This is a genomic window from Glycomyces sp. NPDC021274 (assembly GCF_040641195.1).
Taxonomy (GTDB): domain Bacteria; phylum Actinomycetota; class Actinomycetes; order Mycobacteriales; family Micromonosporaceae; genus Glycomyces.
This window is the reverse complement of record NZ_JBFADC010000003.1, coordinates 264,244-278,334: the sequence shown is the minus strand read 5'-3', so window position 1 is coordinate 278,334 and position 14,091 is coordinate 264,244. Positions and strand designations below refer to the sequence as shown.

The 14,091-nt window shown below is 69.7% G+C and carries 8 protein-coding genes; 7 read left to right on the top strand and 1 reads right to left on the bottom strand.

The window, feature by feature from the left end:
* Positions 1–108 precede the first annotated feature (108 nt).
* The 4 genes from AB0I03_RS08840 (at position 109) to AB0I03_RS08825 (ending at position 3,456) form a co-directional block, all read left to right on the top strand.
* Positions 109–540, top strand: coding sequence for an STAS domain-containing protein (locus tag AB0I03_RS08840; RefSeq protein ID WP_360408803.1), 432 nt, complete (start codon positions 109–111; stop codon positions 538–540).
* Entirely contained in the window at positions 537–1,889 is a 1,353-nt protein-coding gene (locus AB0I03_RS08835) for a PrsW family intramembrane metalloprotease (protein ID WP_360408800.1), read from the top strand. The genes AB0I03_RS08840 and AB0I03_RS08835 overlap by 4 nt, the downstream gene beginning before the upstream one ends.
* 487 nt (positions 1,890–2,376) lie before the next feature.
* A complete protein-coding gene (locus tag AB0I03_RS08830) occupies positions 2,377–2,883 on the top strand; it encodes a tRNA adenosine deaminase-associated protein (protein WP_360408797.1) in 507 nt (168 codons plus the stop codon).
* Between the two features lie 12 nt (positions 2,884–2,895).
* Positions 2,896–3,456, top strand: a complete 561-nt coding sequence (locus tag AB0I03_RS08825; RefSeq protein ID WP_360408794.1) for a nucleoside deaminase — start codon at positions 2,896–2,898, stop codon at positions 3,454–3,456.
* Between the two features lie 121 nt (positions 3,457–3,577).
* Here the strand turns inward: AB0I03_RS08825 and AB0I03_RS08820 are convergent, their stop codons facing one another.
* Complete coding sequence (locus AB0I03_RS08820) at positions 3,578–5,728, bottom strand: (Fe-S)-binding protein (RefSeq protein ID WP_360408791.1); 2,151 nt, start codon at positions 5,726–5,728, stop codon at positions 3,578–3,580.
* A 216-nt stretch (positions 5,729–5,944) separates the two neighbouring features.
* Here AB0I03_RS08820 and AB0I03_RS08815 point away from each other — a divergent pair, with 216 nt between their 5' ends.
* From AB0I03_RS08815 to AB0I03_RS08805, 3 genes are all read left to right on the top strand, one after another.
* Positions 5,945–9,529, top strand: a complete 3,585-nt coding sequence (locus AB0I03_RS08815) for a VCBS repeat-containing protein (RefSeq protein WP_360408788.1) — start codon at positions 5,945–5,947, stop codon at positions 9,527–9,529.
* A 220-nt stretch (positions 9,530–9,749) separates the two neighbouring features.
* Positions 9,750–10,106, top strand: coding sequence for a VCBS repeat-containing protein (locus AB0I03_RS08810; protein WP_360408785.1), 357 nt, complete (start codon positions 9,750–9,752; stop codon positions 10,104–10,106).
* Between the two features lie 203 nt (positions 10,107–10,309).
* Positions 10,310–13,858: a VCBS repeat-containing protein gene (locus AB0I03_RS08805; RefSeq protein ID WP_360408782.1), complete on the top strand. Its 3,549-nt coding sequence runs from the start codon at positions 10,310–10,312 to the stop codon at positions 13,856–13,858.
* Positions 13,859–14,091: the final 233 nt, after the last annotated feature.

The window sequence follows — 14,091 nt, the reverse complement described above, 5'->3', positions numbered from 1 at the left end:
TACGACATCGCTCGCCGGTGCGTGTTCGAACCGCAAGTGCGACAACGTTTCGCGTTGAATCCTGCGCCGGGCTCCTCCTTTCGGGGTAAACCGGCTAGGGTTGGACCCGTGACGCACCAAAAGCTCGACATCTCGGTATACCGCGAGGCGAACGAGACGATCGTGGTGCTGACTGGCGAAATCGACCTGCACACCGCGCCCCGGCTCTCCGCGGCCGTGGACGCCGCCCTCGTGGAGGACCCCGTGCGGGTCGTCCTCGACATGCGCGGCGTGACCTTCTGCGACTCCCGCGGCCTGGGCACGCTCGTCGTCCTCGCCCGCGCGGCCGCACGCGCCAGGGCCGTACTCGTCCTTGCGAACCTCGGCGACTTCCTCAAGCGCCTCCTCGCCGTCTCCGGCATCGGCGAGCACTTCGTCATCCGCGAGCCCGCCCCCGTGACCGACGGGCCCGAGCTGGGCCTGAGCGACGTCGAGGAGACGGGCACCGACAGCGGCCAGACCCTCGGCAGGCCGGAGTCCGGCCAGGAGCCCCCGCGATGAACCTCACCACCACGGCGCAGGCGATCCTCGCCGCCGCCGCCATCCTCGCGCTCGGCGGCATAGCGCTCGCCTGGATCGGCCTGGCCCGCAAGGCCACCGGCGTCCTCATCGCCGGCACCTCCCTGCTCTTCGCGGGCGGCGCGACCGTCCTCGCCTGGGCCATCGTCGAAGGCGCCGGAGCCGAGGCGTTCGCCGTCGGCCTCGCCGCCGCGATCCTGCCCGCACCGGTCCTCGTCGGCACGTTCCTGTGGCTCGGCCGCTACCGGCGCCGCCCGTGGCTCGTGCTCGCGTTCTGCTTCGGCTGGGGCGCGTGCGTCGCCACCGCGATCTCCCTGATCGTCAACACCGGCACCTCGATCCTCCTGGACAGGAACGACCTCGACCCGAACCTCGCGGCCGTCTTCTCCGCCCCCGTGATCGAGGAGATCACGAAGCTCCTCGGCCCGCTGCTGGTCTACTGGATCGCCCGCCGCCACCTCACCGGCACCCTCGACGCCATCGTCTACTGCGGACTCGCCGGGGCCGGTTTCGCCGTCGCCGAGAACGTCCTCTACGCCTCCGGCGCGTACTTGAACGGCGCCGAGAACCTCGACGCCGCCGCCGGGATCGCGCAGGTCACCCTCCTCGTGGCCGTGCGCGGCCTCGCCACCATGTTCGCCCACCCGCTCATGACCGGCCTCTCCGCGATCGGCCTCGGCAAGGCCGCCCGCAAGCCCGGACGCAAGGGCCTCCAGACCACCTGGATCATCGGGATGCTGCTGTGCGGCATGGGGCTCCACGCCCTGTGGAACGGCTCCTCCGTGCTCGGCGTCAACCTCGACATGCCCGCGCTGTGGTTCGCGCTCTATCCCGCGTTCCTCGCGCCCCTGTTCTTCACCATGGTCGGCGCGGCCCTGTGGCTGCGCGCCGCCGACGCCCGCCGCACCCAGACCGTGCTCGCCCCCATGGTGGCCGCCGGCCAGGTCTCGCCGCCCGAGCTGGCGTCCCTCGCCACGTTCTCGCGCCGCTCCGCCGCCCGCGCCTGGGCCTTCCGCCTGCTCGGGAAGCCCGGTGAGACGGCCATGAAGGACTTCCAAAGGGCCGCGTCCGATCTCGCCGAGCAGTACGACCTGGCGTCCATCGGCCGGCCCTGGGACGAGCGGCGCATCGAGTACGCCGTCCACCGCATGAACGCCGCCCGCGCCGTCTACGCCCGCGCCGACCCGTACCTGCCCCCCGCGCTCTGGGACGGCCGCCAGTACCACATCACGTTCCCCGACGGCCGGATGCGGGCCGTCGAAGCGCCTGCGCAGCCGGTGATGCCGCTACCGGTGGCGCCCCCGCCTGCGTACCCTGTCTCGTATGCATGAGGGACCCATCGGGCCCACCTCCTGGAACGGCCCCGCTGAGCCGTCCACGACAGTGCCCCCGACGCGCTCCGGCAGGCCCCGCTGGAGGGAGCCCCATCAAGTCCGCGTCGGCCCGGTAGCGGCCGGCTCGGTCCTGTCCGGGCTGTGGGTGCTCCTGTGGCTCTTGGCGTACGCCAGAAGCACCGGAGAGGCCCTGCCCACCGGGGCGGGCTTCGCCTGGGTGACTTTGGCCGCGAGTACGATCGGGGCGGTCGCCGCCGCGCTGCTGGCGCGCTACGGTGACCGCGGGGCCGCGGTCGGCGTAGCGGCGGTCGCAGGGACGGCCGCTGGCGTCACGGGGCTCTCATGCGAGCTGTATCTTTTGCTGACCGGCGACTGGATCCTGTGGTTACATCAACCGCAGGTCGCCACATCCTTCAGTAGGTCGTATCGAACAGCTGCCCAATCGGGCCGCAGGTTCCATTGAATGAGAAGACGGGGACGGATCGTGTCGTATTTCGCTGTGGCTGTGGGCCGCGAGGGCGACGAGTGGGAGGCCTCCGAGGTCGACCTCGACGCTGTTGCCGACGTCGAGGACGCTGCCGAGGTCATGCGTGAGGCTTTTCCTGACGCCGACCTGACGCTGCTGTTCGTCGATGCCGACGACGAGTACCTGACGGTGATGCGCCTCGACAACGGGGACGACCTGCGCACCTTCGGCTCTGACGCCGAGTACGCGTCGCAGTCGCGCCTGGGCGAGGCCCTCTTGGGCGACCTCGAGCCCGAGGGCACCGAGGAGATCGACACTGAGGACGAGGAGTCGATCTCGGCCCGCCCGACCGAGCTCGACGCCGAGCCCGTCGGCGAGGCGGACGTGCTGAGCGACCTGGGCGTGCCCGGTTCGACCCTGCTCGCCCTGTGCGCCAAGGAGGGCATGCTGCCCACCGACGTGGTCGCCGAGGTCGCCAAGACCATCGGCTTTACCGAGGCCCTGGAAGACGCCATCGGCTCCTAGCGCCCGATCCCAATGCAGATCCGCCGCGAAGTCCACGAGCACTGGATGCGCCGCGCCCTCGACATCGCGCGCACCGGGGGCCTTCCGGCGGACCTCGACCCCCGGCCGGGCGTCCCGGCACCCCCGGCCGACACTCCGCTCCCGGCGCACCCCGACACCCCGGAGGCGCCCCGCCAGGACCTGCCAGTGGGGGCCGTCGTCATCGGCCCCGACGGGAGCGAACTCGCCGCGGCCGCCAATGCCCGTGAGGCCCTGGGCGACCCGACCGCGCACGCCGAGGTGCTGGCGCTGCGCGCGGCGGCAATCGGCCATGGGGACGGGTGGCGGCTCGAGGGCTGCACCCTCGTGGTCACCTTGGAGCCGTGCACGATGTGCGCGGGCGCGGCGGTGCTCGCCCGAGTGGGTGAAATCGTGTTCGGCGCCTGGGAACCGAAGACGGGCGCGGTCGGCTCCCTCTGGGACGTCGTGCGCGACCCGCGCCTCAACCACAACCCCGACGTCTACGGCGGCGTCCTCGAAGCCGAATCCGCAGCCCTCCTGAGGGAGCATTTCGGGCGAAGCCCGAACAGGTGAGCGGCGCCAGCCTTCAAAACGGACATGCGAAGGACCCCCGGCCTCGGTGATGCTTGCGAGCCGTAATTACGCAAGGTGAAGGGCGGCACGGGGGTCCGACATCGCTCAGCCTCTTTAGGCGCTATTCCGCCGCGACCGCCTTCTCCGCTCGCTTCTCCTGGGTCCTCGCGAGCAGCTGGGCGATGTCGATGACCTCGACGTCCTCCCGGCCCGCGTCAGCGACGCCGTCGCGGAGCATCGTGGAGCAGAACGGGCAGCCCACCGCCACCGTGGTCGCGCCGGTCGCGACCGCCTCATCCGCCCGCTCGCGGTTGACGCGCTTGCCGAGCGGCTCTTCGAGCCACATCCTGGCGCCGCCGGCGCCGCAGCAGAACGAGCGCTCCTCGGTACGCGGCATCTCGGTGACCTCCGCGAACGACCCGAGGAGTTCCCTTGGGGGCGTGAAGATCCGGTTATGCCGCCCGAGGTAGCAGGGGTCGTGGTAGGTCAGCTTGCCCTCGTGCTCCTCCACCGGCGTGATCTTGCCGGCGTTCACGAGGTCGTTGAGCAGCTCGGTGTGGTGCACGACCTCGTACTTGCCGCCGATGTCCTCGTACTCGTTGCCGATGGTGTTGAGGCAGTGCGGGCAGGTCGCGACGATCTTGACCGCGCCGACCTCGTTCAGCGTCTCGACGTTCTGCTCGGCGAGCATCTGGTACATGAACTCGTGCCCGATGCGCCGCGCCGAATCGCCCGTGCAGGTCTCGGCCTCGCCGAGGACCGCGAACTTGACGCCCGCGTCGTGCAGCAGGGTCGCCACCGCGCGGGAGGTCTTCTGCGCCTTGGGGTCGTACGCGCCCGCGCAGCCCACCCAGTACAGGTACTCGAAGTCGCCGCCGGCCTCGGCGATCGGCACCTCGAAGTCGAGCGGCTCGGCCCACTTGAGGCGGTGGGCCGGGTTCTCGCCCCACGGGTTGCCCTTGTTCTCGAGGTTGCGCAGCATCGTCTGCGCCTCCTCGGGGAAGTCCGACTCCATCATGACCATGTTGCGGCGCAGGTCGAGGATGTGGTCCACGTGCTCGATGTCGACCGGGCACTGCTCGACGCAGGCGCCGCAGGTGGTGCACGACCACAGCACGTCCGGGTGGATCACGTTGCCGATGATGTTGATCTTCTCGTGCGGGTCGGCGACCTCCCCGCCGCGCTCCTTCGCGATCGCCGCGGCCTTGAGGTACGGCGCCTGCTCGTACAGGTGGTCGCGCAGGTCGGTGATGAGCGTCTTCGGCGAGAGCGGCTTCCCGGTGTTCCATGCGGGGCACTGCGACTGGCAGCGCCCGCACTCGGTGCACGTGGAGAAGTCGAGCAGGCCCTTCCAGGAGAAGTCGCCGATGGTCGCGACGCCGAACGGCTGCGTCTCGGGGTCGGCGGTCTCGAAGTCGGCGGGCTCGCCGTCGATGAGCATCGGCTTGGCCGCGCCGAGCGAGACCGCGCCGTCCGCGTTGCGCTTGAAGTAGATGTTGAAGAACGCGGTCACGCGGTGCCAGCCGATGCCCATCGCCGGAATGAGCGCGAGCATGAGGAAGAACGTCCAGGAGACGAGGATGTCGAGGCCCGCGGCGAGGGTGATGGCGGTCAGCAGGGCGGACTCGGACGCGCCGCTGAGGCCGTTCGCGAAGAACGACGAGACCGGCGAGGACCACTCCGGGACCTTGTCGAGCGCCATCTGGAACGTGCGGACCGCCATGTGGGAGAGGACGATCGTGAAGATCGTCGCCTCGATGTAGAAGGCCCTCCACTGGCGGGAGTTCTCGAACCTGGAGGAGGAGTGCCGCTGCCCCGCCTCCGACGCGGTGCCCTGCGGCGGCACCGGGTTCACCCGGGGCTGCCGGACCATGCGCACGACGAAGAGCGCGACGATGGCCACGCCCGTGAGCACGGTGAGGATCTCCGAGGCGAGCAGCCACGGCCCCCAGTGCCCGACGATCGGCAGGCCCCACTCGGGGTTGAGGACCTCGAAGTACGACTGCGCCAGGGCCGGGGCCAGCAGGAAGAACCCGAAGAACACCGCCCAGTGCGCGAGGCCCACGCCGGTCCACTGCAGCATCCGGGTGTGGCCCAGCGTCTCCCGCAGCATGGTCTTGATCCGCGTCTCGCGGTCGCCCTTGCGGCTGTTGTCGGGCCTGCCGAGCCGTATGAGCTCGAACATCCCCACACAGGCTCGGGTGAACAGCCCGATGGCGACCGCGGTGTACGCGAACGCGATCGTGGCCGTGACGATTTGGACGACTCCCATGGCGACCTCTCGACGTGCTGTCTCAGCGACAGTGCGGTGTTCCCGATCACGATACATGTTACTCGTCGGTAATCACCCGGTCCACAGCGCTGTCGAGGAAGCCGCCGCTTCCGGCCCGCTCCGCACTGCAACCGTTCGCTACCAGCGCGCGTGTACCACAAGCCGGTACCCGGTTGAAAACCCATAAACCCCTTGAACTCCCCCCAGGACATCTGAATGAACGAAGCTTCCCCCGAGAAGCCCCGCCGCCGCGTCGTCGGCCGGACGGCGGCCGCCACCGCGGCCGTGTTCGCCGCGACCCTGCTGGCGTATCCCGGCGGTTCCGCCACCGCCCAGACCCCTGTCGACTGCGCCGCCCTCGGCGGCAACCCGGCCCCGGTCCGCATCGGCCCCGCGCTGGACATCGCCAAAACCTGTGGCATCGAGGTCCGCGTCCACGGCAGCGCCTCGCACCACGCGACGATGTCCGTGACCCCGGACGGGCAGCTGCACCTGGTCTCGACCGCCGAGCCGGTCCAGATGTACGGCGACCTCGGCATCCCCGATGCGGAACTGGCCGATTACAGCGGCTCGCTCTCCCTGCCCGGCTCAGGTTGGTCGGTCTTCCTGCAGCACACCGACCAGTCCTACCCCATGATCGAGACGCCGACGGCGACCCTCGACTGGGCCGAGGAACCGCCGGTCCCCACCTACAGCGGTGCCACCGCCGTCTACGACGAGCTGGCGCCGGGCCTCGACCTCTCCGTCGACGTCGGCCTCTCCACCTTGGGACTCGAGTTCACCGCTGCGGACGACGCCGCCTGGAGTGCGCTCTCCACGGGGCTCCGCGCCAAGGGCGTGTACGGCGCTCCGGTCGAGGCCGTCGACAACTCCCTGCGCATCGACCACGGCGACGGGTTCTACGTCGAGTGGTCCACCCCGTTCATCGTGCGGGACGCCGAAGGCGAGACCTACCCTGCCCACGTGACGATCGACGGGGACGGGGCCGTCATGGCCGAACTCCTCGACGAGACGCTCGCTGAAGCCGTGTTCCCGCTGACGCTCACCACGCAATGGGCCAACCGCTCGGACGAGGTCAACGAATGGGGTTCGGTGACCTCCGCGTTGCCCGATCTCCCGCTCTACCGGGGCGAAGCGGGTCTTGACGAACCGTATTTCGCGGCGGCCGGCCAGAACGCCGACACGGTCGCGGGCGGCTACTGCGACGCGCTCGCAAGCGCGCCGTGCGCCCAGGCCGAAGCGGTCGCCTACTGGCACTTCGACGCGACCATCAACAGCATGCGGGACCCCTCGGCCGGCCACGTCTTCGACTACCCGGTGACCTCAGCGGTCTTCACGGTGGACGCCGCTGAAGGCGCGGACTGCGTCGCGCCCGACCTCGACTTCACCGGCGAGTACTCGACCGCGGTCGACTGGAACGACCGCCCTGCGGTCCTGGGCTCCGCCGCCTCCGGCTCGTGCGGGGAAGGCGCCGCCGTCTACGACCTGACCGGGCCGATCGGCGAGGCCTGGGGCGATGCCGAGACCGCGGCTCCGATCACCCTCGGCACCGCTGCGACCGAGCAGACCGCCCGCTTCGACGGAGGCTCGGCCCGGCTCGACGTCTACTTCGACATCGTCGGCTTCGACACCAACGAGTGGTGCTCGCGCTACCCGGACTCCCCGGACTTCTACTCGCACCAGGTGGACGGGGGACTCTATGTCGAAGCCTGGCGCGATGACGTCCTCGACCTCGACCTGACCTGGACCGCGAAAGCCCAGGACCGAGCCACGGGCGCGACGGTGCTGACGACCGAGCCGGCGGCGGTGCCCACCGGTGGCGCCACGGTAGGCGCGATCGCGGGGCTGCCGCAGGGCTCCTACGAGATCGAGTACACCCTTGCGTCCGGCACCGGCGACTTCACGCACACGGCCTCGCCGTGCTACGTCGTCGTCGACACCGCGACGCCTACGCCCGAGATCGAAGTGGAGCCCGGACCGCACCGGATCGGCGACACCGTCTCGATCGAAGTCTCGCTCGGAACAGAGGACTTCGCCGCCGAGTTCGACTCGGTCGACGTGTGGCTGCAGAACTCCACCAGCCTCGACCCGATCGACAGCGAGCGGCTGACCGCCGCCGGAACGGCAGTGCTCGAAGCGAAACTGACCGGTCCGCTCACCCACTGGTGGGTCCAGGCCGAGGACCGGGCGGGCCACGAGTCCATCACCGGCACCTCCGTCTCCGCGACCCTGGACTTCCACGACTACAACGGCGACCGGCGCGAAGACCTCATTGCCGTCCGCAAGTCCGATGGCGCGCTGATGTTCTACGCTGGCACGGGCGACGGGACCTTCGCGTCCGGCGTCGCCAAAGGTACCGGTTGGGGCGGCATGGAAGTCGTCATGGCCGGTGACCTGACCGCGGACGGCAGGGCCGACCTCCTCGCCCGCGACACGAAGACCGGGACGCTCTACACCTACCCGGGCAACGGCTCGGGCGGCGTCGGCACCCGCATCACCGTCGGTTCGGGCTGGAACGCCATGGGCGCGTTCACCTCCGGCGGGGACTTCAACGCCGACGGCGACATCGACCTGTACGCCGTGGGCAAAGCCGACGGAGTGCTCTACTTCTACGACGGCCAGGGCAACGGCAGCGGCAAGTTCAACCCGCGCACCGCGGTCGGCGGCGGCTGGAACGTCATGGACGTCATAACGGCCGTCGGCGACCTGAACGACGACGGCAAGGCCGACCTCCTCGCCCGCGACTCCCGCACCGGCCAGTACTACCTGTACAAGGGCGACGGCACCGGAAACCTCGGCAGCCGGGTCGCGATCGCCGCGAACCTGGACGGCACGGGCACGGACCGCTACAGCCAGATCATCGCGGTCGGCGACGCGGACGGCGACGGCAAGGAAGACCTCGTCGCCGTCGACTCCCGTACCGGCGAGCTGGAACTCCACTCGCTCAACGGGAACGGCACCGCCGTGCACGCGGGCAAGGTCATCGCCACCGGCTGGGGCGCCATCCGCCTCGCCGCGGTGAACGAGGAACGCGCCTACGACTACAGCGGCGACGGCAAGACCGACGTGCTGGCGCGGCGCGGTTCGGACGGGAAGCTCTACTTCTACTCCGGCAACGGCACGGGAGGCTTCGGCCCGATCGGCTCCTGGGGCACGGACCTGAAGCAGTTCAGCCTGATCGAGACCGCCGGGGACTTCAACGGCGACGGCTTCTCCGACGTGATCGGGCGGGACGCGACCGGGGTGCTGTACCTGTTCCCCGGCAAGGGGAACGGCACGTACGACTACGCCGCGAGGAAGCAGATCAGCACGGGCTGGAACTCGATGAGCGCCATCGTCTCCGGAAGCGACTACAACGGCGACGGCAAGGTCGACGTCATCGCCCGCGAGCAGTCCACGGGCTACCTCTGGCTCTACTCGGGCAAGGGCGACGGCACGATCGGCTCGCGGGTGAAGATCGGTTCGGGCTGGAACGGGATGCGCGAGATCACCGCGGTCGGGGACCTCGACCACGACGGCCACGCCGACATCATCGCGATCCGCAGCTCCGACAACTGCATGTACTTCTACGGCGGCCGCGGCGACGGCACCCTGAAGGCCGGGGTCGAGACGAGCTGCAACTGGGTCGGCTACGACCAGGTGGCAGCGGTCGGCGACTTCAACGGCGACGGCCACGCCGACTGGATCGCCCGCCGCAAATCCGACGGAGCGGTCTACCTGTACAAGGGCGACGGCGCCGGCGGTTACAGTTCGCGATCCCTGATCGTGTCCGGCTGGACCTGGGCGAACGCCATCGCCTAGCAGACGGTGAAGCAGTACCGGGCCCGGGAAGCCGCACCCAGCGGCCACCCGGGCCCGGCGGCTTTCCGTCCGCGGGTCGATTCCCGGCGAAGCCCGCATCGCCTTCCCGCTTCCTACATTGGGGAAACGCTTGCAACCGGTCGCCTCCCGACGACGTGTTGTCGATGCCCCATCGGCAACTCCACGACCCGCAACCCCTCGCCCTCCCCAGGACATCTGCATGAACCGAACCCCCCTCCGCGGCCGTCTCCTCAGGCGCACCGCGGTCACGACCGCCGCCGTGGTCGCCGCCGCGCTCCTCGGCGCCCCCGGCACCGGCGCCGCACAGGACACCGCGTCCTGCCCCGAACCCGGTACCAGCCCCATGGCCGACGGCATCGCCGCCGCACTCGACCTGGCCGAAGCGTACGACTCGGTGACCGCGATCGCCGACTTCAGCGGTGACGGGCACACTGACTGGCTCGCCCGAAGGAAGTCCGACGGTGCCCTGTACCTGTACAGGGGCAACGGCGCGGGAGGCTACAGCTCGCGCGTGCTGATCAGCACGGGATGGAATTCGCTGAACATGATCGCCTGACGCCGACGAACGAGGACGGAGGCCGCGACCGGTTCCGGTCGCGGCCTCACCGTCCCGAACAAGCACCTGGCTGAACAGCAACGCAGGTCATCGCCGCATTGCTGCGAACCGAGTGCAACCAGTGGCGGAAGGTGAGCGTGTCACCGATGCCCCCCACGGCCCTACCCGTAGCCCGAACCCCCCAAGACCCGCAGGACACCTGAATGAACCGAATCCCCTCCCGGGGCCGCCTCCGCAAGCGCATCGCCGCCCTCACCGCAGTCTCGGTCGGTGCGGCGCTCGCCACCGTGCCCGGCGCCGCGACAGCACAGGAAGCGACTGCGTCCGGCATCGACTGCGCCGCCCTCGGCGGCAACCCGATCGCCGCCGGACTCGAAGCCGCCCTCGAAGCCGCCATCGCCTGCGACGTGGAAGTACGCATCGACAGCCGCTCCGCACCCCACGCCACGCTGTACGCCACCCCCGACCGGCAGCTCCACTACGTCGGCACCGCCGCACCCGAACAGGACAACCTCGACCGAGGGCCCGCCGACCCGACCCTGGTCGAATCGGACGGCGTCCTCATGCAGGCCAATGCCGGTTGGACGGTCCGTCTGAGCGGCAGCGATACCACGGCCCCCCTCCTGGCGACCGACGGCGTCACGTTCGACTGGAGCGGCGCCCAGCCGGCGCCGGTGCACGACGGCGCGACCGCCGTCTACGACGAGCTCGCGCCCGGACTCGACCTCACCGTCGAGACCGCGGCATCCTGGGCCGATCTGACCTTCACCGTCGCCGACGAGACGGCATGGGACGCTTTCGACACCGGCTTGTCGCTGACCACCGCCGGCACGGTCACCCTCCCCGGCGACTCGCTGCTCGTCACCGGCACCGACGGGGCCGGCGCAGCGAGATGGGACGTCTCCGCGCCGTTCACGGTCCATGACGCGGCCGGCACCACCATCCGCGCCGATCTCACACGCACCGCGGACGGCGCACTCCGGGTGATCCTGGCCGAGGGTGAAGCGCAGTTCCCGCTCGCCGTCACCACTGCTTGGACCGGCATCGGCACCGGTGCGGCATGGTGGGGAGCGGTCACCTCCGCGCAGCCCGGCCTCTCCCTCTTCCGGGGCGGGGCCGGACTCGACCAGCCCTACTTCGAGGCCGCCGGAGCCGCCGCCACCGCCGTGGTCGGCGACTACTGCGACGGCCTCGCCGACCCGAACTGCGAGGGCACCGCCAGTGCGGCCGCATACTGGAGCTTCTGGAACCCTGCGCTGGTCAAACTCCTCCCGAGCGAGGCGGCAGGCGTCGTGTCCTTCGCGCCGGTCCGCGGGACCTTCCGCGTCGACGCCGCCGAGGCGAGCGCGTGCACTGCGCCCGCACTGACTCGGACGGGCACGTATCTGCCGACGCACTATTGGGGTTACCAGCCGTCGGTTTCGGCGGTAACGGCCGCCGGTGCCTGCGAAGACGGCACCGCCGTCTACGACGTCACGCGCATGATGTCGGGTCCCAACCTGCCCGGGACCCTCGCGATGCTCGGCGGCACCGAGACCGCCCGCTTCGACGGCGACTCGGCCCGCATGGACGCCTACTTCTCGATCAGCAACTTCACGGCGCCCGTGCCGCCCTGCTTCACGGACCCGGACAGCCGCAACGTCACCGATTCGGTCAATCTCTCTTACGGCAAGTTCTACGCGAGGAACTGGCGTCCCGACCTCTTCGGGTCTGGGATGACCTGGGCTGCGACGGTCCGCAACCGCGACACCGGTGCGGTCCTGGCCTCCACCGAGCCGGTCCCGGTCGTGTCGGGATGGACGGCCGGAAGCGTCATCGCGGCTCCGGGGGAGGGACGCTACGTGACCGAGTACGAGTTCGTGGCCGACGACCCCTCACGCAGCTTCAACCTCGCTTGCTACGCGGAGATCGACACCTCCGCCCCCGAAGTGGTCTCGATCGAAGTGCTCCCCGGCCCGCGGAACGTCGGCGGGACGGTGACGTTGGCGATCACCGTGTCCGACAACGCGTTCCCGAACGGCGTCGACTACCGGTGGATCTCCTACAGTGCGACCTCCGGCGACAGCGAGTTCCACGACGACTATGCGACGCAGAGCGGCACGAGCCACGTGACGGTGCCGCTCCTGGGAGCCGAGACGACCGTCTCGGTCCGGGTCGAAGACCAGCTCGGCCGCTTCGATGAGGCCTCGACCAGCGTGATCGCGCAGGACTACCAGACCGATTTCGACGGCGACGGCGACCAGGACCTGATGGTGGTGCGGAAGTCCGACGGCGCGCTGATGTTCTACCCGGGCAAGGGCGACGGCACGTTCGGAGCCGGAGTCTCCAAGGGCACCGGCTGGGGCGGCCTCGACCTGGTCATGGCAGGGGACCTCACCGGGGACGGCAACGCGGACGTGCTCGCCCGGGACACCAGGAACGGCAACCTGTGGACCTACCCGGGCAACGGAACGGGCGGACTCGAGTCCCGCGTCGTCGCCGGCAGCGGCTGGAACACGATGAGCATGCTGACCTCCGGCGGTGACTTCGACGAGAACGGCACGATCGACCTTCTCGCGACCGGCAAGTCCGACGGGAAGTTGTACTTCTACCCCGGTCGCGGCAACGGGACATTCAGCAGGCCGACTGTGGTCGGCTCCGGCTGGAAGGGCATGGAAGGGCTCACCACGATCGGTGACGTCGACCACGACGGCCACACCGACATCATGGCCCTGAGGGCCAATGGCGGCAACTACGTGATCTATTCGGGCACCGGCACCGCCGGCTTCAAAGCGCTGAACTGGCTCGACACCTCGCTGCGGGACTCCATGCACACCGAGCGGTACAGCCAGGTGATCGGAGCCGGAGACCTCGACGGCGATGGTTCCGCCGACCTCCTCGGCATCGATGCCCGCACCGGCGAACTCGACCGGGCCACGATCGATGAAAGCGGCATTGCGGCATCGGTGACCAGGGTCGGCACCAGCTGGGGGGCCATGCGGCTCCCGCTGATCTCGCTCGACGGCGTGTACGACTTCACCCGCGACGGCTACGCCGACATCATCGCCCGCAGCAGCTCCTGGGGTACCGGCTACCTCTACAGCGGCAACGGCAAGGGCGGATTCCTCGGCAGCGGCCAGTTCGGCGTGGACGTCGGCGACGCGACCCTGATCGAGACGGCCGGCGACATGGACGCGGACGGCACCACGGACTTCCTCGTCCGTGACCAGAAGGGCGATCTCTACCTCAACTACGGCAGGAACTACCAACGCAGGATCGGCACGGGCTGGAACGGGATGAGCGCCATCGTCTCCGGGCATGACTTCAACGGCGACGGCAAGGTGGACATCATCGCCCGTGAGAAGTCGACGGGCTACCTGTGGCTGTACCCGGGCAAGGGGAACGGGTACGTGGGCTCGCGGGTGAAGATCGGTTCGGGTTGGAACGGGATGCGCGAGATCACCGCGGTCGGGGACCTCGACCATGACGGGCACGCCGACATCCTGGCGATCCGCAGCGCTGACAACTGCATGTACTTCTACGGCGGTCGCGGCAACGGCACGCTGAAGCCGGGTGTGAAGCAGAGCTGCAACTGGACCGGCTATGACCAGGTCGCCGCCGTGGGGGACTTCAACGGTGACGGCCTTGCCGACTGGGTCGCCCGGCGGAAGTCCGACGGGGCCTTGTTCCTGTACAAGGGCAACGGCACCGGCGGTTACAGTGCCCGCTCCCAGATCGGCACCGGCTGGAACGCGATGAACATGATCGCCTAGCAAGGCCGCTCGAACGCAGGGCTGCAAGGGCCGCGATCATCGGTTCGCCGATGATCGCGGCCTGAGTTGTTCACGGGGTGGCGGCAGACGCGATCGGCGTGGCCAGGAAGCGAAAAGGCGCGCCGACCCGACGCTCCACCGCCCGCCGATGAGTCCGCCATGCTTCCCGGCAATGCGTCCGGAGATCGAAGCAGGAGAAAGGGCCCGGCTCCACTCGGAGCCGGGCCCTTCCG

Bases quoted from the DNA above. Each gene is read 5' to 3' on its own strand.
- AB0I03_RS08835 (WP_360408800.1), top strand. From the start codon at position 537: ATGAACCTCACCACCACGGCGCAGGCGATCCTCGCCGCCGCCGCCATC.
- AB0I03_RS08825 (WP_360408794.1), top strand. From the start codon at position 2,896: ATGCAGATCCGCCGCGAAGTCCACGAGCACTGGATGCGCCGCGCCCTC.
- AB0I03_RS08820 (WP_360408791.1), bottom strand. From the start codon at position 5,728: ATGGGAGTCGTCCAAATCGTCACGGCCACGATCGCGTTCGCGTACACC.
- AB0I03_RS08815 (WP_360408788.1), top strand. From the start codon at position 5,945: ATGAACGAAGCTTCCCCCGAGAAGCCCCGCCGCCGCGTCGTCGGCCGG.
- AB0I03_RS08810 (WP_360408785.1), top strand. From the start codon at position 9,750: ATGAACCGAACCCCCCTCCGCGGCCGTCTCCTCAGGCGCACCGCGGTC.
- AB0I03_RS08805 (WP_360408782.1), top strand. From the start codon at position 10,310: ATGAACCGAATCCCCTCCCGGGGCCGCCTCCGCAAGCGCATCGCCGCC.